Below are 21508 nucleotides of genomic sequence, written 5' to 3' on the forward strand. Positions count from 1 at the left end.
GGTGCAATGTAATGTGGAACGCCCTATCGTGGCGAACGGGCTTCTGGGGCAAGCCCGCTCGCCACAAGTAATCGGCACCTGAAGGCCATTTCGGCACATGCATTGCTTAACCCTTTCATCTGCCCGTAAACAGGAGCAAGCGTTACCCCCCGACCCAGAGCCACCCCCACAAGAAAGAAAGGACCAGGCCTGTTGGCACCCTGCGCCACGGGCTCATAAAAAATGCGTTTTTAAAAGCGGCAGTGCCACCCAATGCACCCCTGGGCACTGACAAGGTATCGGAATGGCTCGATCTTTCTTTGACGAAATGAATGACGCGAACGGCGAGTGCCGTGCGCATTACCAGGATTTCTCCCGCTGGCTGGCCAATACGCCGCCGGAACTGCTGGCCCAGCGTCGCCGTGAGGCTGACTTGCTGTTTCATCGCGCCGGCATCACGTTCACCCTGTACGGCGATGAACAGGACACCGAGCGCCTGATCCCCTTCGACATCATCCCGCGCAGCATTCCCGCCAGTGAGTGGAGCGTGATCGAGCGCGGCTGTATCCAGCGCGTCAATGCGCTGAACAGCTTCCTCGCCGACATCTACCACGACCAGCGCATCATCAAGGCCGGCATCATTCCGGCGGAACAGGTGCTGGGCAACGAAGGCTATCAAAAGGCAATGGTCGGGCTGGACCTGCACCGCGGCATCTACTCGCACATCTCCGGCGTCGACCTGGTGCGCGACGGCGACGGCACCTACTACGTGCTCGAAGACAACCTGCGCACCCCCAGCGGCGTGAGCTACATGCTCGAAGACCGCAAGATGATGATGCGCCTGTTCCCCGAAGTGTTCGCCAGACAGCGCATCGCGCCGGTGGACCACTACCCCAACCTGCTGCTCAAGACCCTCAAGAGTTCCAGCCGCCTCGACAACCCGAATGTGGTGGTGCTGACCCCTGGCCGCTTCAACAGTGCGTTTTTCGAGCATGCCTTTCTGGCGCGGGAAATGGGCGTGGAACTGGTGGAAGGCGCCGACCTGTTCGTGCACGACCTCAAGGTGTTCATGCGCACCACCGACGGGCCCAGGCCCGTCGACGTGATCTACCGCCGCATCGACGACGCGTTCCTCGACCCGCAGGCGTTCAACGCCGAATCCATGCTCGGCGTGCCCGGTCTGGTGGCCGCCTACTGCGCCGGCAATGTGGTGCTGGCCAACGCCATCGGCACCGGCGTGGCCGACGACAAGTCGATCTACCCCTACGTGCCGGCGATGATCAAGTTTTACCTGGACGAAGAACCGATCCTGCAGAACGTGCCGACCTTCCAGTGCCGCAAGCCTGATGAACTGTCCCACGTGCTGGCCAACCTCGGCGATCTGGTGGTCAAGGAAACCCAGGGTTCCGGCGGCTACGGCATGCTGGTGGGCCCGGCGTCCACGGCCGCCGAGATCGAGGACTTCCGCCAACGCATCAAGGCGCGCCCTCATGCCTACATCGCCCAGCCGACCCTGAGCCTGTCCACCTGCCCCACGTTCGTCGAAAACGGCATTGCGCCCCGGCATATCGACTTGCGCCCCTTTGTCCTCTCGGGCAAGGAAACCCGTCTGGTGCCCGGTGGTCTCACGCGGGTGGCGCTGCGTGAAGGCTCGCTGATCGTCAACTCGTCGCAGGGCGGCGGAACCAAGGACACCTGGGTGGTGGAGGACTGAACATGCTGAGTAGAACCGCCGCAGATCTGTACTGGATGTCACGTTACCTGGAGCGCGCCGAAAACCTGGCGCGCATGCTCGAAGTCAGTTATTCGTTGTCACTGATGCCCCAGGCCGGGCGCAGCGACGGCCTGGACGAACTGGCCATGTCGCTGCTCAGCAGTGGCACGCTGGAGGATTACCTGGAGCGCCACCAGACCCTGGACGCCGAACGCATGCTGCACTTCTTCGCCCTCGACGAAGAAAATCCGGCCAGCATCTACAACTGCCTGCGCGCCGCACGCGGCAATGCCCATGCGGTACGCGGGCGCATCACCGCCGACATGTGGGAAAACCTCAACGCCACCTGGCTGGAAATGCGCAGCATCGCCGCCGGCGGCCTCGCGCGACATGGCATCAGCCACTTCTGCGACTGGGTCAAGCAGCGCTCGCACCTGTTTCGCGGCGCCACCTCGGGCACCATCATGCGCAATGACGCCTACCGCTTCATTCGCCTGGGCACCTTTGTCGAGCGCGCCGACAACACCCTGCGCCTGCTGGATGCGCGCTACGAGATGTTCGGCGAAGAGTCCGAAGAAGTCAGCGACCTGTCGGCACGCGGCTACTACCAGTGGAGCGCCCTGCTGCGCGCATTGTCGTCCTTCGAGGCGTATACCGAGCTGTACCCGAACGCCCTCAACGCGCGCTCGGTGTCGGAATTGCTGCTGTTGCGCAGCGATGTTCCGCGCTCATTGCACGCCTGTATCGAGGAACTGAGCCAGATCCTCGCCGACCTGCCCGGCAGCTACGGCCGCACCGCGCAACGCCTGGCGGCGGAGTTCGAGGCGCGGCTGCGCTACACCGGCATCGACGAGATTCTGGAAGACGGCCTGCACACCCGCTTGATCGAGTTCATCGACACCGTGCGCGAACTGGCCCGATCCATCCAAAGCTCCTACCTGGAAGTGGTCTGAAAGGGAGGCTGCGCAGCGCGTGGTTTTGGGGCTGCTGCGCAGCCCAACGCGGGGCAAGCCCGCTCGCCACAACAAGCCCATTCCACACAACAAGCCCACTCACCACGGGAATGTGGCTGCCTGAAACCATCAGACCTCTTTGGATTGCACTACCCACCACCTGGGCAACAACTGCCGCACCCGCGCCTCGCCAAAGCGGTCGTCGATCAGCATCACCACGCCCCGGTCCTGCTGGCTGCGAATCACCCTGCCCGCCGCCTGCACCACCTTCTGAATCCCGGGATACAAATAGGTGTAGTCATACCCGGCGCCGAAGATCGCCCCCATGCGCAGCTTCATCTGCTCATTGACCGGGTTCAACTGGGGCAGGCCCAGGGTCGCCACAAACGCGCCGATCAAACGCGCGCCGGGCAGGTCGATGCCTTCGCCGAACGCCCCGCCCAGCACGGCAAAGCCAATGCCCTGGCTGTGCTGGGTGAACTGTTCGAGAAACCCTTGGCGCTCGGCCTCGGCCATGCCGCGCGACTGCAGCCACAGGGCAATCTGCGGATGCCGTTCGGCCAGCAGCTGGGCGACCTGTTGCAGGTAATCGAAGCTTGAAAAAAACGCCAGGTAGTTACCCGGTTGCGCGGTGAACTGCCGAGCGATCAACTCGACGATGGGCGCCAGCGACGCCTGGCGATGCACAAAACGCGTGGAGATACGCTCGACAATGTGCACCTGCAACTGCTCGGCCTTGAACGGCGACTCGACATCCACCCAGGCCGTGTCCGCCGGCAGACCCAGCAGGTCGGCGTAGTAATGCCGGGGGCTCAGGGTCGCGGAAAACAGCACGCTGCTGCGCGCGGCGGTAAGCCTTGGGCCAATGAATTGGGCGGGCACCACATTGCGCAGGCACAGGGTCGAGCTGCTGCGCTTGCCGGTGAGCTGACGTTTGCTGATATCGAAGATGAAGTGTTCGTTGAACAGCTCCGCCACCTTGGCAAATTGCAGCGCCTCGAAATAGAAGGCCTGCAGGTCACCGCTGAGGGCCTCGGGACGCTCGTTGAAGTAGTCGCCCATCGCGCCGACGCACAGGCTCAGTGCCTGCAGCAGCTTTTCCGGCCGCGTTCCATAGGCCTGATACGGCGCGATCTGATCCTTGTGCAGCGCATTCCATTCACGGTTGAGGCGCTGCAAGGATTTTTTCAAGGGCTCCGGCGCCGTGTCGCGCAAGGTCTTGAGCCGGTACTGGTCGAGGCCCGCGCTGTACATCGCGCGGGCCCGTTCGACCAGGTTGTGGGCTTCGTCGACCAGTACGGCCACGCGCCATTGATTGAGCTGGGCCAGGCCAAAGAGCATGGCGCCAAAGTCGAAATAGTAGTTGTAGTCGGCGACGACCAGGTCGCTCCAGCGCGCCATTTCCTGGCTCAGGTAATACGGGCACACGTCATGGGCCAGGGCCACCTCGCGCAGGCTGCGTTGATCGAGCAGGCGCACCCTGGACGCGGCGGCACGGGCGGCGGGCAGGCGATCATAAAAGCCCTTGGCCAACGGGCACGATTCGCCGTGGCAGGCCTTGTCCAGGTGCTCGCAGGCCTTGTCCCGCGCCACCAGTTCCAGCACACGCAGCGGTAACTGCGGGTGGCTGTCGTACAGGACCTGCGCCGCATCCAGGGCCAGCTTGCGCCCGGGCGTCTTGGCGGTAAGGAAGAACAGCTTGTCCAGTTGCTGGGGCCCCAGGGCCTTGAGCAGCGGGAAAATCGTGCCGACGGTCTTGCCGATGCCGGTCGGCGCCTGGGCCATCAGGCAGCGGCCGGTGCTCACCGCCTTGTACACCGTCTCGGCCAGCACGCGCTGGCCGGGGCGAAACGCGGCATGGGGGAAGGCCAGGGTTTGCGCCGCCTGATTACGGGCTTCGCGGTGCTGCATTTCCAGGCGCGCCCAATCGAGGAACAGCGCACAGTGATGATTGAAGAACGCTTCGAGTTGCGCCGCCTGGAAGGGCTGACTGAGCAGGGTTTCGCCTTCGCCGACGATATCGAAATACACCAGCGCCAGGTTGATCTCGCTCAGCCCAAGCTTCTGGCACATCAGCCAGCCGTACACCTTGACCTGCGCCCAATGCAGCAGCCGATGGTTGGCAGGCTGGGCATCGAGGTCGCCGCGATAGGTTTTCACCTCTTCCAGGCGATTGCTCTCGGGGTCGTAGCCATCCGCCCTGCCCCGCACCTTGAGCTGCTGGTACTCGCCCTCAAGGGCCACTTCATTCTGGTAATGCGCGCTGCGCCGGGACGCCACCGTGCGGTGGCCGATGATGCCTTCCTGGGCACTGGGCGACGGGGTAAAGCGCAAGTCGAGGTCGCCGACCTTGGCCGTGAACTCACACAGCGCCCGTACGGCCACGCTGTAGCTCAAGCGGGCTGCTCCGCCCAGCGCACGTAGCAGACGGTGACCGGCATCTGGTACTCGCCGCAGAATTCCAGCCAGCGCAATTGATTGTCCTGCAAGCGGTCGCCGGGGCCCTTGACCTCGATCATGCGGTAGGTCTTCTGCGCCGGCCAGAACTGGATCAGGTCCGGCATCCCGGCACGGTTGGCGCGAATATCCAGCAGCAGGCGTTCGAACCAGCAACGCAGGTGCTCGGCGGGCAGGCAGGTCAGCGCCTGCTCCAGCAACTCGTCGCTGAGCAGGTTCCAGAACACGAACGGTGACTGGATGCCCCATTTCTCCACATAGCGCTGGCGGATACTGGTTTTGTAGCGCTCATCCTGCAATTGCTCGAAACACGCGGCGAACAGCGGCGCGCGGCGTTGATGGAAGTCTTCGCTGTGCAGGTCCGCGGGCCCGCGCTGGAACGGATGAAAAAACGACCCCGGCAGCGGCGCGAAAATCACATCCCAGCACAACAGGCCGAACAGTGAGTTGATCAGCCCGTTTTCCACGTAATGCACCGGCGCATCAGGCTCACTGAGGTGCGCCTGCACGCAGTACTCCACCGCCATCACCGGCGTCGGCACCGCCAGCGCCAGGTCCAGCCGCGTGACCGGCCGCGGCCTGGCCTTGGGCAGCGCCGGCTCGCCCAGCTTGCGGCGCAGACGCGGCAGCACGCGCAGCAGGTGTTGCTGCTCGGCCGCGCTGTGCGGAGCCTGCTGCGCCAGGCACGCCAGCGCCATGGCCTGGGCGTAGGCCTCCTGGCGTTCCAGCACGCGGATCAGGCGCGCACGGGCACCGGGGTGGCTGCACGCCCGGTAAATCTGCTCGGCCAGCATCAGTTCGGCGCTGCGCTCGCACAGCTGGCCGATCTGGAACAGCAGCTTGGCGCGGCGTTTTTCCAGCCAGGGGTTATCGGTTTGCAGCGTAGCGATCTGCTCCAGCACGTCCTCCACTGATTCGCCTGTCTCGAAAGCCTGCTGACACTGGTGCAAAAACAGATAGCCATGCACATCATCACGGCTGCGCAGGCCCCGGGACTCGTCGCAGAAGGCAACTTTTTCATAGGTATGAATGCCCAGGTCGGCGAGTACGAATTCGGACCAGTCCTGATGCAGGTTGCCGAAGAACATCAGGCGCAGGCGGTCGCACAACTGCATCACGGTGAGGCTGTAGAGGGTGTCGGGCAGCGCCGGGCACCACTGGGCGAAACTGCGGCTGTCGGGGAACTGCGCGGCCAGGTGTTCCAGCCAGTCGGCCTTGTTGCCTCTGGGGTGTTCGATCCAGGGTTTGAACGCTGCGAGCAGTTCGCTTTTTTGCAGCACCCCGAACAGCACCTCAAACGCCAGCGGGCTCTGATCCTCCACCCAGCCCAGCCCGAGCAACGGCGCCGCCGCCGCATGGGGGCAGCCGATTTCCAGGTAGTTGAGCTTGCCCGCGCGAAAATGCACACCCTTGCGCATCACCATGCGCACCAACAATGCCTGGGACGGCTGCGGCAACCTGTCAAATTGCTGAATGAAATGCTCTTCGTCGGCGTCGAGCAAATCGGCATAGCGCTGCCCCAGCCAATGCAGCACTTGGCGAAAGTTGTGCAAGTAATACAGGGGATCGTCGAGGGGGTTGGCCATGGCGCAAAACAATCAAGTACTGGTTATGCATACAGAGTGCCGATGCGCAGGCGTTGTTGCAATCAGTAATAGATAAATGGCGCACGCAACTTTTTGTATAAAAGTGATCAGATAGGAGGATCGATGGCGTACCATTTATGGCCCGCAGCCAGCTGCTGCGGGACTTTTCAGAGTGAAGGTAAGGGTTATGAACATGAAGAATTTGGGTCTGCCCCTGGTTGCACTCACTTTTCTGCTGCTGGCCGGTTGCGCCACGCAAACGGTCGTCACGCTGCAAAACGGCACGCAATACTTGACCAAGGACGCCCCCAACGCCAAGACCGCCGACGGCTTCTATGAGTTCACCGATATTGCCGGCAAGCGCATTCGCATCAAGGCCGATGACGTGGCCACGGTGCGCAAGGAAGACTAGCCTCTAACCGATCCTGTGGGAGGGGGCTTGCTCCCGATAGCGGTGTATCAGACAGCCCATCTGTTGCGGACCCGCCGCTATCGGGAGCAAGCCCCCTCCCACCTTTGATCTTCATTGTTTCAAGCAGTGCGTTCAAAGCCCCCTCACACCGCTTCGAACGCATTCAGTCCTTAGCTGATGACAATCCCCTCCCCCGACAAACTCGCCACCCCCACCAGCGTCACCGACTCCCCACCAAAGCTGAGCACCGTATCCGCGCCAACCACCCTGGCGTGATCGCGGTAATCCGTGCTGCCCTGCACCCCGCTGAACACCAGCGTGTCGGTGGGCTGATAGCCGATCACCCGGTCATGGCCGAACTGCCCGCTGAACAGAAAGGTGTTGTGCCCGCTGTTGTCGCGGAGCGTGTCATTGCCTTTACCCGCCTCGATAAAGTCGGCGCCCGTGCCGCCCTGGATGAGGTCGTTGTCGTCGCTGCCGAGGATGAAGGTGTTGCCCTTGTGCGGCTCGGCATTGCGGTTGAGGTCCTGCACCCAGGTGCTGGCCCGTGCCGGGTCCGACAGGTTGGCGACGATCACCGTGGAGTCGCGCGTCATCTGCCCGTAGAAGCCGGACTCCAGGATGCGCGTCATGCCGTCGCCATAGCCGCTGGGTAAATGAGCGAACCAGGTGGGCAGGTTGGCGATGGAAAACGGCAGCACGTTCCACAGCGTCGAGGCGTAGTGGTCATTGAAGTTGACGATATTGTCGGTGGTCGACTCATGGGGTTTGTCGTGCACGCCCAGGGACGCGAAGTTGACCGATGAACCGTCCAGCGCACGGAATACCGGGTCGTTCTCAAAGCCGACATTGAGCACCTTGTCGCCGGCGCTCTGGGTCGGCGAAGCATAGGCCACGTAGTGGGCGTCCTTGTAGAAACCTGACCATTTATTGCCGCTCAGGTCGGCCATACTGTTGACCGCCAGCCCGCCAAGGCTGTGCCCGCTGACCAGCACGTCCTTACCGCTCAGGCCATGGGCGCCGGCGTAGTCGGCGACGTTTTTGAGCAAGCCGCCAAAGGCTTCGCCCGCGTAGTTTTTTGCATAATCCCTGGGGCCCAGCGCGGCCAGCAGGTCGCTGATCAGGTCGCCGATGGAGTCGCTGATCAGGTTTTCACGAGGGCCGGAGGTGCCGCGAAAACCGATGCCGATTTCCAGCAGCTTGCCGGCATCGTCGTACTTGCCCAGCACCTCGGCCTGCGCCGTGGTGTAGCCAGCCTTTTCGCCAAAGAACGTGCCCCGGGCGTCGACCTTGCCGGCATAGCCCAGGGCGGCGGCGCTGATCGGCGTCCAGCCGGCATTTTGCACCGCTTCAAGGGCCGCTTTTTCCGAGTCCGGATTCCACGGCACACCGGGAATCACCCCCTGGGAATCGGTGCTGCCGAGCAAGGCGCCCACCAGCGTGGCGGGCAAGCCGAGGCCCAGCCCATTGTGCTGATAGCCCACGGCAAAGCCGTTGTCCAGGTTGTGATAGGTGTACAACGTGATCGCCATGGCATCGGCGAACAATGCTTTGGAGCCCTCGGTGCCGAGGTTTTTATAGTCAAAGATACCCATCGCTCGTGCCTCTCTTTTGTTGATGTTGTCGAGAAAGCCAATCGATCGTTCCCGCGTCGGGCGCGGGAACGCTTCACGCGTCAGAACGTCCAGTCGAGGCTCAACCCCACCCCGTGGACCTTCTCCTTGCTGGCCAACAGGCCGTTGTAATCGACGTTCACCCGCGCATCCTTGCTCAACGCCAGGCTCACCCGCGCGCCCACCAGTGCCGCATCACGCACCATCGGCGCACTCTGCACCGCAAACGACGGGCCGCCCGACGCAAACGCCAGGTGCTGCTCGGAATCGCTGCTGCCCAGGTTGTGCTGCCAGCCCAGGGTGCCGGACAGCGCCAGTTGCTGGTGGTCATTCACAGTGAAGGTCTTCAATGCACGCAGGCCCAGGGTGCTCAGCACCAGGTCGCGGGTGTCGTCACGGCTTTTCAACGCGGCGGCATCGCCCTTCTCGGTAAACCCATCGCTGTCCAGGTGCACGTAGGCCAGGTTGGCGAAGGGTTCCAGCGCCAGCGCCGGCAGATTTACGCGGTAGGCCGCCTCGGTGAACACTTGCGTGCTGCGGGCATCGACCTTGGCTTTCTGCTTGCCGGCGACATCGCCGTATTGCAGGTCGCGCTTCACGTCGGCGCGGTGCCAGCTGTAGGTCGCCCCGCCGCTCAGGCGCCAGGCACCGATCTCATGCCCGGCGTAGGCACCGAAGTGGTAGCTGTCGACCGACGCGCGCGAATGGGTGTCGCTGCCCATGTTCAGTGAAGTGTCGCTGTAGCCCGCCACCAGGCCGATACGGGTGGACTCATCCACTGCCCCGTCAACCCCGGCGAGCATGCCGCCAATGGAGGTGGTGTAGCCCGCCGTGTCGCTGCGGCTGTCGGTCTTGCCCCAGGCGCCGAGGGCCTTGACCCAGACGTTGCCCCGGCTGTCGACGGTGTCGCTGGCAGCGCCCATCTCACCGTTGCGCAAACGCTCGCCCACCGCCTCGCGCACGTAGCGGCTGTCATTGACCAGCGCGGTCTCCAGCGCCGGGTAGATTTCCCCCGACAATTGCTGGAACGCGCTGCGGGCCGACGCGGCTGTCGGCGCCAGCAGCAGGCTTTCGTACACGGCATTGCCCGCGCCCAACTGCTCGGCGGCTGCGGCCACGGCGCGCTGGTTATCAGTGACGCCCACGCTGGCAAAGCTGTTGGCGTTGCGCGCCACATCCAGTTGCACGCCGTTGGCGGTGTAGTTCAGGTTGCCGCCGATGAACAGGTAGTCGGGCAGTATCGCCGCAAAACTGCCGTTGATGCCGCCGGCCGCTTGCAGGATGTTGTACTGGCGCCCGATCAGGCTTTGCGCCTGCGCCGTGCTGAGCAACGTCGGGCTGTTTTCCAGGGCCAGGGTCACGGTGCCGCCGTTGAGCGTGGCGGTGCCGCCGGCCACGATGCGGTCGCTGCGGGTGGGCGACAGTTCCACGGCGTAGGTGGAACCTGCGTCGAAGGTCACATCCCCGGCCACGTTCAGGGTGCCGATGGAGTTGCCCGGCGCCACGGTGCCGCCGCTTTTGGCCAGCAGCGAACCGATGCGCCCGGAGCCGCCGACCACGCCGCTCTGGCTGACGGTGACGTCCGAGGTCAGCGAGCCGTTGATTGCCAGCCGCCCCTGATTGACCAGGGTCGGGCCGCTGTAGGTGTTGGTGCCGTTCAGCACCAGGGTGCCGATGCCCAGCTTGGTCAGGCCGCCGTGCCCGGCAATGTCATTGCTCCACACGTCCAGCCCGCAATGCACATCGGTGCACACCCGCTGCGTCGGTTTGCCGGCATCCACCACCGCGCCGATGCCCGGCAGGTCGGCGACGAACTGGCCGCTGCCATAGGCGCCGTCGATGCGGAACTCGGCCGGAATATTCTCGGCAGTCACCAGCATCCCCGGCCCATTGATGGCCTTGCCCAGGTTGATCATGCCCCAGCCGTACAGCGAATCGATGCCCGGCGCGCCAAGGTCGGTGGCGGTGGTCTTGAGCAGCGTGGAGATCTGGTCGCCGCTCATGTACGGGAAGCGCTCCATCAACACCGCCGCACTCCCCGCCACATGGGGCGCGGCCATGGAGGTGCCGTTGAAGTTGGCGTAGTCGGTGGTGAGGTTGTCCAGGTTGGTGCCGTTGATGACCGAGCTGAAGATCTTCGTGCCGGGGGCCGACACGCAGAAACTCGCCGCATACCCGCAGCGCGAGGAAAAGGTGCTGATCACATAGGGGTTGGCGCTCGCGGTGTCCGGGTTTTGCTGCAAGGCGGCCACCGACAGCCAGTTGGGCGCAATCTCCGGCACGAAGTACGCCAGGCCCGAGATCGCATCCGGGTTGTTGCGGTTGTAGTCGTTGCCGGCGGCGAAGATGGTCAGCACGCCGCTGCGCGCGGCGTCGATTGCGCCCTGGTAGGCGCCGCCGGCAAGGGTGCCGAGGATCGGGCGGATGTTACTGAACTGGGCCTGCGCTTCATTCACGGTGAAATTGGGGAACGCCGGATCCCGGCCGCCCTTGGCATATTGGTCACCGATCCCGATGCCCCAGCTGTTGTTGATGATGCGCGCGCCGCTGGCCACCAGGGCGTCCCAACCGGCCTTGTACACCGCGCCATCGTTGCCGAGGATGATGCCGTCTTCGGGGCCGGGGTCGCCGTTCTCGGCGCTGATGATCTGCGCACCGTAGGCCACGCCGTGCATCGGCCCGCCGTCGCGGTTGCCTGCGGCGATCCCGCCGACGTGGGTGCCGTGGTTGCCCAGCTTGCCGTTGGAACCCAGGGACGGCGTGCCGTCATAGCGAAACGCATCGCCGGCCTTTACCGGAATATAGGGGTCGGTGTACTGGCGGATGCCCTCGGTGACAATCGTCACCACTTTGCCGGGGCTGGCGAACTCCGGGTGCGCGGCGTACACCGGCTGGTCGAAGATGCCCAGTTTCACGCCCTTGCCGGTGTAGCCGGCGGCGTACGCGGTGTCGGCATGCACGGCGCCCAGGCCCCAGTCGGCGTTGAACTCGGCGCTGCGCCAACTGGCGGCATCGCCCGGCTTGCCGGTTTCCACATAGGGTGCGGCGTGGGCGGTGCCCAGGCTGGCCAGGCAGCACAGCAATGCGCCACAGGGCGCGCTGCGCGGGTGGCGCAAGGCTTTGTGGATGGCGGTTGTTAACCCTGACTTGCGTGTGTTCACGGTGACCTTCCTTAGTTTTTTATTACGGATATAGAGATCCCTGTGGGAGGGGCAAGCCCCCTGCCACCTTAGAACTGCCAGTTCAGGCTCAGGCCTACGCCCTGGGTTTTCGCCCTGCCGCCCAACTGCCCGTTGTAATCGAGGTTGACCCGCGTCGCCTGGCTCAGCGCCAGGCTGGCCTGCACGCCCAGCAGCGCCGCATCGCGCAGCAACGGCGCGCTGCGCACGGCGAACGAGGGACCACCGGCCACAAACGCCAGATGCTCTTCGGATTCGACGGCGGTCAGACTGTGTTGCCAGCCCAGCGACCCGGACAGCTCGAGCTGCTGGTGATCGTTGAGCGCGAGGGTTTTCAGCGCACGCAGCCCCAGGGTGCCCAGCACGGCATCACGTCGATCACTGCCGCGTTCCAGCGCGGCTGCGTCGCCTTTTTCGTGAAACGAATCGCTGTCCAGATGCACATAGGCCAGGTTGGCGAACGGTTCCAGTGCCAGCGGTTGCAGCTGCAGGCGATACGCTGCTTCGCTGAACAGTTGCGCACTGCGCGCGTCCAGGCTGGCCTTCTGCTTGCCGCTGACGTCGTCGTATTGCAGGTCGCGCTTCACATCGCCGCGGTGCCAGCTGTAGGCACCGCCCAGGCTCAGGCGCCAGGCACCCATCTCACGCCCTGCATAGGCGCCAAAGTGGTAGCTGTCGACCGACGCCGAGGCATGGTTGCCGCCGCCCAGGTTCAGCGAGCTGTCGCTGTAGCAGGCGACCACGCCGACACGGGTCTGCTCATCGAGCGCGCCGTCCACGCCCAACAGCAGTCCGCCGAGGGAGGTGGTGGCGTCCGCGGTTTCGCTGCGGTTGTCGCTCTTGCCCCAGGCGCCCAGGGCCTTGAGCCACAGGTTGCGCTCGCCGGCAACCGGCACATGGCGCAAGCGTTCACCCACGGCATCGCGCACCTGACGGCTGTCGTTGATCAGCATGGCGCCCACGGCCGGATAGATTTCACCGGACAACTGCTGCAAGCCTTGTTGCGCTTCTGCCAGGGAGTCGGAACGCAGCACGCTTTCATACACCGGGTTGCCCGCGCCGAGCTGCTCGGCGGCGGTGGCCACGGCGCGCTGATTGCGATTGGCGGCGACGCTGGCGAAGGCGGCGTCATTGCGCACCACCTTCAGTTGCACCCCCGTGGCGGCGTAATCGAGACGCCCGCCGAGGAACAGATAGTCGGGCAGCACCTGGCCAAACTGCCCCTGAATCCCGCCGGCCGCTTGCAGGATGGTGTATTGGCGGCCAATCAGGCTGTGTGCCTGCGCCGCGCTGAGCAGGGCCGGACTGTTTTCCAGGGCCAGGGTCACGTTGCCACCGCCGAGGATCGCGCGGCCGCCGGCGACGATGCGGTCGCTGCTGCTGGGGGTCAGCTCCACTGCATAGGTGGAGCCCGCCGCCAGGTTGACGTCGCCCGCCACCTGCAAGGTGCCCACGGAATTGCCCGGCGCCACGCGCCCGCCGCTGTTTACCGACAGCGCGGCGATACGCCCGGAACCACCGAGGGTGCCGCTGTCGTTGACGGTGACCGCCGAGGTGAGCGAACCGTTGACCGCCAGCAGCCCGCCGTTGACGGTGGTTGCGCCGCGATAGGTGCTGTCGCCGCTGAGCACCAGCGTGCCCGCGCCGGACTTGATCAGGCTGCCCTCATAACTGCGCCGCGCGGCGGCCTGATCGCGTGCCGTGCCCACCGCGTAATCGGTCTGGTCCTGCTGGCTGGCGTTCGCGCCCACGCCGTTTTGCCAGCCCTTGTCGCGCAAGGTTTGCTGCCACGCCGCCTGTTCGGCGCGGTCCTCGGCCTGGCGCTGGATCAGCGCCTGGTCGGAGATGCCATTGCTCCACACGTCGCCCTGCCCGGCGGCGAGGTTCACGTTCATCGCGCCGAGCAACTGCCCCGGCCCGTGCATCGCCCGGCCCAGGTCGGGCACACCCCAACCCACCGTGGTGTTGGGCGCCTGGGTGAGCGAACCGTCGAGTTGGGTGGCGGTGGTCAGCAGCACCTGCAGGGCCTGCTCGTTGCTCATGTAGGGGTAGCGCTGCATCACCAGCGCCAGCGCGCCGGTGGCATGGGGCGCCGCCATCGAGGTGCCGGATTTCACCCCGTAACCGCCACCGGGGACGGTGCTGTTGATCAGTGCACCGGGGGTGGAAATACACCAGTACTTGGCGATTCCGCATTTGTTGTACTTCTGGTTATTGGCGATATCCAGGCCCGATACCGCCAGCCAGTGCCCTTCCAGATCCGGCTGGAAGTACGGCAGCGCCGCACGCACGCTGGCGTTTGCGTAGCCGCTGTTGCCAGCGCTGAACACGTTGATCACCCCTGCCCTGGCCACATCGGCCGCCGCGTCCAGCCAGGTGTCACGGTTGTAGTGCTGGGCGTAGGCGGCGTGCAAATCGCCGAGTGTCTGGTAGCTGACGTCCTTGGGCTGGCTGCCCCAACTGTTGTTGATGGCGCGCACGCCCGAGTCCACCAGGGCGCTGTACACGGCCTTGAAGTATTTGGGGTCGGGTGTGGGACCGAACAGAAAGCTGTCGTTGGCGTTGGTGTTGCCCACATAAACCTGCGCGTTGTAGGCCACGCCGTGCATGCCGACGCCATCACGGGCGGCGCCCATAGTGCCGGTGACGTGGGTGCCATGGGAATCGTTGTTGGGGTTGAGTGCGCCGGTGGTGCTGAAGGCGCTGCCATCCAGGTAAGTGCCCGTGGCGGTGACCGGGTGAAAACGATCGGTGGAAGCCTCTGGATGACTGGCATCGAAGCCTGAATCCAGCGCGCCAATCTTCACCCCGCTGCCGTTGATGCCGGCGGCGTAGGCTTCATCGGCCTTCAGGCGTCCCAGGCCCCAGTCGCTCTGGAACTCGGCGGAACGCCAACTGGCCGGATTACCGGGTTGGCCGGTCTCGGTGTATTGCGCCTGCGCCGCCACGGACAACAGCAGCAAGGAGCCTGCGGTAAAGGGTTTGAAACGCGACGAATCGGTGATCATCAGAGCCATCCTGTGTGTGTTGTTAGGGGCGTTGGTTCACAGGGCCGAAGGCCTCATCCACTTTCGCAAGGTCGGTGTCGCGCAAATTGCCCGCGTAGTAATGCAATTTGGTCCAGGCCATCAGGTAGTCGTAACGCGCCTGGGCCAGGTCGCGGCGGGTGCTGTAGAGCTGCTGCTCGGCGTTGAGCGCATCGAGGTTGACCCGCTCGCCGCCGAGGATGCTGTGTTTGGTCGAGACCACCAGCGCCTCGGCCGACGTCAGGGCCTTTTGATACGCGCGCAGCTTGCTCACCCCCGACAAACACGCACTGAACTGGCGACGCAGTTCGATCAGGGTTTCGCGGGTTTTGCCTTCCAGCTCGTATTCGGCCTGCTCCATGGCACGGCTGGCCTGGCGGGTTGAGGCCGATACGCCGCCGCCGGCATACAGCGGCACGCTGATTTCGACGCCGATGGTGTTGGTGTCGTAGCGCTGGTTGTAGGTGTTGCCGCTGTCGGACTCCTGCTGGCGCGAGCTGGCATACGCGGTGACCTTGGGCAGATGCCCGGCGCGGTTGCGCTCCACCTCGTAGCGCGCCACTTCCAGGGACTGGCGCTGGGACGCGAGCGTGGGGTTGTTGCTCAGGGCCAGTGCGTGCCAGGTGTCGTAGTTGGCGGGCGTGAGGGTGAAGGCGCCGAAACGCTGGTTCAACGGCGCCAGGTCGTCGATGTTGACGCTCTGCACGCCAATCAGCGCGCCCAGCTCGCGCAGGGACGCATCCTGCTCGTCCAGCGCCTGGATTTCTTCGGCGGTGGCGAGCTCGTAGCGGGATTCGGCTTCGAGAATATCGGTGCGGGTGCCCTCGCCCTGCTGGAACAGGTGCTGGTTCTGCTGGAACTGCTGCTCGAAGGCTTTTTTCTTGGCACGGGCAATGTCTATCTGGTCCTGGGCAAACAGCGCCTGGGTGTAATAGCTCAGTACGCGCACCAACAGCGCCTGGCTCTTTTCGCGAAAACTCTCATCGGCAAACAGCGCCTGGGCCACGCCCTTGCGGTAGTTGGCATAGGCTTCGTAGTCGAACAGCGGCTGTTGCAGGCTGAAGGTGGAGCCGTAACTGTTGTAGTTGCGGTCGTCGCGATAACTGCCGCCGCGCCCGTCAGGCAGGTGCGCCTCGGCGTTGTTGCGGCCCTTGTTGTAGGTGTAGGACAGCCGTGGCAGCAGGCCGGCGCGGCCAATGGTGCGGTTTTCCAGGCCGGCGTCGCGTTCCTTGATCGCGCCGAGGAATACCGGATCGTTGCGCAGGGCCTGCTCATACACATCGAACGGGCCCATCGCGGCCTGGGCACTGGCGCAGCTCAACAGCAAGGCGAGGCATACGGGCTTCATGCTCATTCCTCGGTCAATGCGGAGCCGGCGCGATCCAGCAGCGGCTTGAACAGGTAGTTGAGCAACGAACGCTCGCCGGTGCGCACGAACATCTCGGCGGGCATGCCGGGCTTGATCACCAGGCCGTGAAGTTTTTCCAGCGCCGCCTCGCTGACGGTGGTGCGCAGCACGTAATACGGCGCGCCGGTCTTTTCATCGAGCATCTGGTCGGCGGAAATCAGGCTCACCTCCCCCGGTACGCGCGGGGTGCGGCTCTGGTTGAAGGCGGTGAACAGAATATCCACCGGCAGGTGGGTGCCGACCTTGTCCACCAGGTGCACCGGCAAGTGCCCTTCCACTTCCAGACGCGTGCCCTGGGGCACGATTTCCAGCAGGGTTTCGCCGGCCCGCACCACGGCGCCTTCGGTGTGCACGCCGAGGTTGACCGCGATGCCATCGGCCGGCGCGTTGATCTCGCTGTGTTGCAGGTCAAAACCGGCGGAGGTCAGTTGCTGTTCCAGGGTGAGGCTGCGCAATTGCGCGTCGGCCAGTTGGCTGCGCACCTCCTTCTGGTACTCCTCGCCGTGCTGCTGCAGTTTGAGCCTGGATTCGAGGATGCCCTGCTCCACCCGGCCGCTTTCGCCGCTGTTCTGCGCCAGGTCCTGTTGCACTTGGGACAGCTGGCGCTGGTAGTCCATCAGCCGGTTGCGCGGGATGTAGCCGTTGTCGGCAAGCGGTTGCAGGTTGGCCAGTTGGTCGCGCAGGGACTGGGCCTGGGCGGTCAGGTCGGTGCGGGCGCGGCGCATGCCGTTCAGCTGCGCGCCGGCACCTTCGATATTGGCGCGAATGCCCGCCTGTTCACGGGCGAAGGCTTCGCGGCGGCTGCTGAACAGTTGGCGCTGGCCTTCCAGCACCAGGGCCAGCGCCGGGTCTGGGTCGGCGCTCAGATCAGCGGGAAAGCTGATCGCCGCTTGATTGTCGCGCTCGCTCTGCCAGCGTGCCACGCTGGCCCAGGCCATGCGGTACTGGGCCTGCAGCGACTGCACGTCGGCCTGGTTGCGGGTCTGGTCGAGCCGAAACAGCGGCTGGCCCTGTTTGACCGTCTCGCCTTCGCGCACCAGGATCCGGCTGACCACACCGGGGCTGACGCTTTGTACCGCCTTGCGCTTGCCGGAGACCACCACGGTGCCCTGCACCGGAATGCCCTGATCGAGTGGCGCCAGACTCGCCCAAAGGAAAAACCCACCGGCACCGACCACGGTCAGCAGCCAGCCCATGCGAGTGAAGTAGCGGGCGTCGCGTTGTTCAAACGTCATACTGTTCATGCGCCTGGATTCCTTGCGGCTTGATACTGGCGGCTGAAACTGACGCCGGTTTTTTCCTTCGCCGCTTCCTGCTGGCCGGAGAGCGCCCGCAGCACGTCCTGGCTCGGCCCGAATGCCTGCAGGCGTCCTTCGTTGAGCACCAGCAGCTTGTCGGCCTGGGCCAGCACCGAGGACCGGTGCGTCACCAGAATCACGCTGCTGCCCTGGGCCTTCATTTGCACGATGGCGCTGGCAAGCGCCGCTTCACCGACGGTGTCGAGGTTGGAGTTGGGCTCATCCAGCACAATCAGCCGCGGCCCGCCGTACAGCGCGCGCGCCAGGGCGACCCGCTGTTTCTGGCCGCCGGACAGGCCACCGCCGTTATCGCCCAGCAACGTGTCGTAGCCCTGGGGCAGGCGCAGGATCAGCTCATGCACGCCGGCCTGTTGCGCCGCCTTCACCACCCACGCCGGGTCGGCTTGGCGAAAACGCGCGATGTTGTCGGCAATGCTGCCGCTGAACAGCTCGATGTCCTGAGGCAGGTAGCCGATGTGCGGGCCGAGGTCGTCACGGTCCCAGCGGTGAATGTCCGCGCCATCCAGGCGCACCGTGCCGGCCAGGGTCGGCCACACGCCCACCAGCACCCGCGCCAGGGTGGACTTGCCGGAACCCGAGGCGCCAAGCACGCCCAGCACTTCGCCGGCACCCAGGTTGAAACTGACATGGTGCAGCGTCGCCAGACGCAGCCCCGGCGGGCCGGCGCTGACGTCTTCAAAACTCACCTGACCGTGGGGCGCCGGCAAGGCCATCTGCTCGCCCCCCGGCGGGAAAGCCCGCAGCAGCTCATCCAGGCGCTGATAGGCGAGCTTGGCCGAGCTCCATTGCTTCCACACCGCGATCAACTGGTCGATGGGGCTGAGCATGCGGCCCATCAGGATGGAACCGGCGATCATCATCCCGGCGGTCATGTCGCCCTTGATCACCAGCAACGCGCCCAGGCCCAGCACCAGCGATTGCAGGCACAGGCGCAGGGATTTGCTCAGGGAGGTGATCACCGAACCGGTGTCGCTGGCCTGGTTCTGCAGGCCGAGAAACTGCGAATGCACGGCAAACCAGCGGGCGCGCAACGCACCGAGCATGCCCATGGCCTGGATGGTCTCGGCGTTGTGCAAATGGCTGGTGGCCAGTTGGGTCGACTGCTGGGAGTAGCCACTGGCCTCGCCCAGCGGCTTTTTGGTCAGGTATTCGTTGAGACAGGCCAGGCCGATCAGCAGCACCGCCCCGGCCGTGGCCAGTACCCCCAGCCACACGTTGAACAGGAAAATCACGAACAGGTAGAGGGGAAACCACGGCGCATCGAAAAACGCGAACAATGCAGGCCCGGTGATGAATTGGCGGATATGGGTCAGATCCCCCAGGGATTGCCCGGCATGGCCCTGGCCGCTGTGCAGGTTGCGTTCAAAGGCGGCCTTGTAGACGCGCAAGTTGAAACGCCGCTCCAAGTGACTGCCGATGCGGATCACGATAAAACTGCGAATGACTTCGAGCAGGCCAATAAACGCAAAGAAGCCGACCACCATCAGCGTCAACATCACCAGGGTGGTTTCATTCCGGGAGGACAGCACGCGGTCGTAGACTTGCAGCATGTAAATCGACGGCACCAGCATCAACAGGTTAATCAAGGCGGTGAAACAACCAATACTGATCAAGATGCTCTTGTATTCACCCAGCGCCTTGAACAAGGGTGCAACGTTATGGGGCCTGGCCATATCTTCTTATCTTCCTTGAAGCAAACTACGCGCACTAGTTGGCGCAACCCTTGATCAGGGCCGGTCAACCAATCAATCAAGTTATAGGGTTATAACGATAACTAAGGTTTTCGCTGCAATACCACAACACCGCCGGATCGAGTGCGGCCCTCGTACTCGCCTTCGTGTTGGCGATTCAAGTGGGTAATACCGCTGCCTTCGGCGTTCATCAGCCAGATTCCGTCCGGAGTGGGTGACCAACTCGAGGGCTTGTCGCCCAGCCACTGCGCCACACACGCCACATCGCCGCCCAGGGCGTTGGCCTGCTCCAGTAATTCCAGGCTGCACACCTGATCCTGCTGTTTCAATTCCCAATGCCCCGCCAATTGCGCGGGGGTGGGTAAAACCAGACTGCTCGCCATTGCGTGGGCTCCTGCCGACACGAACACCACCTGCACAACACAGGCGATCATTTTGGATAACCACTGCATCTTCACGCTCCCGCCTGCAAGCGCGGCGCCGAAGCGCCGCACCCGTGCATCACGCCACGATGTCGCTGACGGCTGCATGGCCAACGGTGGTGACGAGGAAATCCGCCACACCCTTGCCGGCAAAGTCGACGGCCAACGTGCCCAGGTTGGTGCCTGAGGCGTAGGTCAGCACCGCATCGCCGGCATGCCCGGAAAAGGCACTGACGAAGCTCAGGCCCGCGCCTTTGGTAATGCCGGACAGGTCGATCTTGTCTGCACCGCTGGTGAAGTCAAAGATCTTGTCCGCAGCCCCAGGACGGGAGTCGGAACTGGCGCCGAACACGAAGGTGTCATTGCCCGCACCGCCCCACAACTGGTCTGCACCGCCACCGCCGTAGATGAGGTCGTTGCCGGCCCCGCCCTTGATCAGGTTGGCGGCATTGTTGCCGATGATCAGGTCGTTACCCGCCCCACCGAACGCGTTCTCGAGGGTCACGCCCTTGGCAATGGACACGTTGCCCACCAGGCCGCCCACGTCGGAGAACGAGGTTTCATTGAGGTTGATTTTCTGGTTCTGGGTAAACCCGGAGAAGTCCAGGGTATCGTTACCACCACCGTCCCACACCGAGAACACCAGCTTGTCGGCGTTGGAGGTCGCGCTGAGGAAATCACGCCCGGTGTTGGAGTTGAAGCCGTAGGTCGTGTCGGTGGCGCGGGTGGCGAAGTTGGCACCGTAGAGCTTCTGGATCGCGGCAATGTCGTCGATCAGCGGGCCGGAGGCATAGGCTTCAACCCCGCCTTTGCTGAAGTTCTGATTGGTGTTGCTCTCGCTCCAGTAGCTCATCAGGCTGTAGCCACGCGTGTCCTGTCCGTAGGTCGCGTCTTTGTAGGATGGGTTGCCGTTCCCGGCGTTGTAGTCGCCAGGGTGCGCCAGGCCGAGGGTGTGGCCGATCTCGTGGGTCAGGGTCTGCCGTCCGTAATTGTTCAGGTCCGGCGTCTTGTTCTGCGTGTAGCTGTTGTTGGTCAGGTACCACGAGGTGCCGTCATAGCCTGCGCCGGTGCCGGGCAGGTAGGCGAAGGCCGCCGCGCCGTCCTGGCCGCCGCTGTAGTTGCCGAAGGTCATGTGGCCGTCACCGCCGCTGGCCTTCTCGGTGAAGGTGACCTTGGCCACGTCCGCCCAGGATTGCATGGCGAGCGCTGCCTGTGCTTTCTGCTGGGCGCTGAACTGGCTGAAGCCCGAGATCCCGTGTTTATTCAGGGTGCTGGTGGTGGCCGAGGTCAGGAAGGTGTAGGTGAGGTCGATCTTGCCGTTGCCATCGGCGTCGCGGTACGCCGCGCCGTCCCGCAGCAGCTGGGTCGCTGCCTGGTCCACGGTGTAGGACGGTTTGCCATTGACCGTGAGGTTGCCGCCACGGTCATACAAATGGCTGAAGCTATCGATTTGCGAGTAGGCGGTGCTGGCCTGAGCGGCAGATACAATAGCGTTGTCTTTTACTTTTGACATAAACGTACTTCCTTGTTTGCAAGTGCATCAGTCTTGGGTCGACAGGAACCTCGCGGGCGAGATCGTCCTATCACTCGCCTCTTTTGAAGGCGTAAGAAAACTGACACAACTTGAAATCTTTCGTCTACCTCTATTTCTGCAATCAACATGTGATGGGCATTGCAGGTTGGCAAGTAGTTGGCAATGTTTATTGGGGGTGGTGGTTTTTGTCCTACAAAATAACGGACGCTGTTATT

General features: G+C 63.9%; 13 protein-coding genes. 3 read left to right on the top strand and 10 right to left on the bottom strand.

The window, feature by feature from the left end:
* Positions 1–283: 283 nt before the first annotated feature.
* Together TU79_RS15415 and TU79_RS15420 are read left to right on the top strand one after the other, a co-directional pair.
* A complete protein-coding gene (locus tag TU79_RS15415) occupies positions 284–1693 on the top strand; it encodes a circularly permuted type 2 ATP-grasp protein (protein WP_057008771.1) in 1410 nt (469 codons plus the stop codon).
* A gap of 2 nt (positions 1694–1695) precedes the next feature.
* Positions 1696–2646: an alpha-E domain-containing protein gene (locus tag TU79_RS15420; protein ID WP_057008772.1), complete on the top strand. Its 951-nt coding sequence runs from the start codon at positions 1696–1698 to the stop codon at positions 2644–2646.
* Positions 2647–2775: 129 nt separating this feature from the next.
* Here TU79_RS15420 and TU79_RS15425 read toward each other — a convergent pair whose 3' ends face one another.
* Both TU79_RS15425 and TU79_RS15430 read right to left on the bottom strand, forming a co-directional pair.
* Complete coding sequence (locus TU79_RS15425; RefSeq protein WP_057008773.1) at positions 2776–5043, bottom strand: ATP-dependent DNA helicase; 2268 nt, start codon at positions 5041–5043, stop codon at positions 2776–2778.
* On the bottom strand, positions 5040–6689 hold the full coding sequence (locus tag TU79_RS15430) for a VRR-NUC domain-containing protein (RefSeq protein WP_057008774.1): 1650 nt from the start codon (positions 6687–6689) through the stop codon (positions 5040–5042). The genes TU79_RS15425 and TU79_RS15430 overlap by 4 nt, the downstream gene beginning before the upstream one ends.
* 187 nt (positions 6690–6876) lie before the next feature.
* On the opposite strand from TU79_RS15430, the gene TU79_RS15435 reads away from it, so the two are divergent.
* On the top strand, positions 6877–7101 hold the full coding sequence (locus TU79_RS15435) for a YgdI/YgdR family lipoprotein (protein WP_057008775.1): 225 nt from the start codon (positions 6877–6879) through the stop codon (positions 7099–7101).
* Positions 7102–7271: 170 nt separating this feature from the next.
* Here TU79_RS15435 and TU79_RS15440 read toward each other — a convergent pair whose 3' ends face one another.
* From TU79_RS15440 to TU79_RS15475, 8 genes are all read right to left on the bottom strand, one after another.
* The gene (locus TU79_RS15440; protein ID WP_057008776.1) at positions 7272–8696 is read right to left on the bottom strand and encodes a polyurethane esterase; all 1425 of its coding nucleotides are present in this window, start codon (positions 8694–8696) and stop codon (positions 7272–7274) included.
* A gap of 80 nt (positions 8697–8776) precedes the next feature.
* A complete protein-coding gene (locus TU79_RS15445; RefSeq protein WP_082638515.1) occupies positions 8777–11875 on the bottom strand; it encodes an autotransporter serine protease in 3099 nt (1032 codons plus the stop codon).
* A gap of 68 nt (positions 11876–11943) precedes the next feature.
* Positions 11944–14901, bottom strand: coding sequence for an autotransporter serine peptidase EprS (gene eprS / locus TU79_RS15450; RefSeq protein WP_057008777.1), 2958 nt, complete (start codon positions 14899–14901; stop codon positions 11944–11946).
* A 22-nt stretch (positions 14902–14923) separates the two neighbouring features.
* Complete coding sequence (locus TU79_RS15455) at positions 14924–16267, bottom strand: TolC family outer membrane protein (protein WP_057008778.1); 1344 nt, start codon at positions 16265–16267, stop codon at positions 14924–14926.
* A gap of 2 nt (positions 16268–16269) precedes the next feature.
* Positions 16270–17571: an HlyD family type I secretion periplasmic adaptor subunit gene (locus TU79_RS15460; protein ID WP_057008779.1), complete on the bottom strand. Its 1302-nt coding sequence runs from the start codon at positions 17569–17571 to the stop codon at positions 16270–16272.
* A complete protein-coding gene (locus TU79_RS15465; RefSeq protein ID WP_057008780.1) occupies positions 17568–19319 on the bottom strand; it encodes a type I secretion system permease/ATPase in 1752 nt (583 codons plus the stop codon). Before TU79_RS15465 ends, TU79_RS15460 begins: the two co-directional genes overlap by 4 nt.
* A 101-nt stretch (positions 19320–19420) precedes the next feature.
* A complete protein-coding gene (locus TU79_RS15470) occupies positions 19421–19789 on the bottom strand; it encodes a protease inhibitor Inh/omp19 family protein (protein WP_057008781.1) in 369 nt (122 codons plus the stop codon).
* A 49-nt stretch (positions 19790–19838) separates the two neighbouring features.
* Positions 19839–21272, bottom strand: coding sequence for a serralysin family metalloprotease (locus TU79_RS15475; protein ID WP_057008782.1), 1434 nt, complete (start codon positions 21270–21272; stop codon positions 19839–19841).
* Positions 21273–21508 lie beyond the last annotated feature (236 nt).

Source organism: Pseudomonas trivialis (assembly GCF_001439805.1).
In the GTDB taxonomy this organism is placed as follows: domain Bacteria; phylum Pseudomonadota; class Gammaproteobacteria; order Pseudomonadales; family Pseudomonadaceae; genus Aquipseudomonas; species Aquipseudomonas trivialis.

Coding starts and splice junctions, on each gene's coding strand:
- TU79_RS15415 (WP_057008771.1), top strand. CDS start 284: ATGGCTCGATCTTTCTTTGACGAAATGAATGACGCGAACGGCGAGTGC.
- TU79_RS15420 (WP_057008772.1), top strand. CDS start 1,696: ATGCTGAGTAGAACCGCCGCAGATCTGTACTGGATGTCACGTTACCTG.
- TU79_RS15430 (WP_057008774.1), bottom strand. CDS start 6,689: ATGGCCAACCCCCTCGACGATCCCCTGTATTACTTGCACAACTTTCGC.
- TU79_RS15435 (WP_057008775.1), top strand. CDS start 6,877: ATGAACATGAAGAATTTGGGTCTGCCCCTGGTTGCACTCACTTTTCTG.
- TU79_RS15440 (WP_057008776.1), bottom strand. CDS start 8,696: ATGGGTATCTTTGACTATAAAAACCTCGGCACCGAGGGCTCCAAAGCA.
- eprS (WP_057008777.1), bottom strand. CDS start 14,901: ATGATCACCGATTCGTCGCGTTTCAAACCCTTTACCGCAGGCTCCTTG.
- TU79_RS15455 (WP_057008778.1), bottom strand. CDS start 16,267: ATGAAGCCCGTATGCCTCGCCTTGCTGTTGAGCTGCGCCAGTGCCCAG.
- TU79_RS15460 (WP_057008779.1), bottom strand. CDS start 17,571: ATGAACAGTATGACGTTTGAACAACGCGACGCCCGCTACTTCACTCGC.
- TU79_RS15465 (WP_057008780.1), bottom strand. CDS start 19,319: ATGGCCAGGCCCCATAACGTTGCACCCTTGTTCAAGGCGCTGGGTGAA.
- TU79_RS15470 (WP_057008781.1), bottom strand. CDS start 19,789: ATGCAGTGGTTATCCAAAATGATCGCCTGTGTTGTGCAGGTGGTGTTC.
- TU79_RS15475 (WP_057008782.1), bottom strand. CDS start 21,272: ATGTCAAAAGTAAAAGACAACGCTATTGTATCTGCCGCTCAGGCCAGC.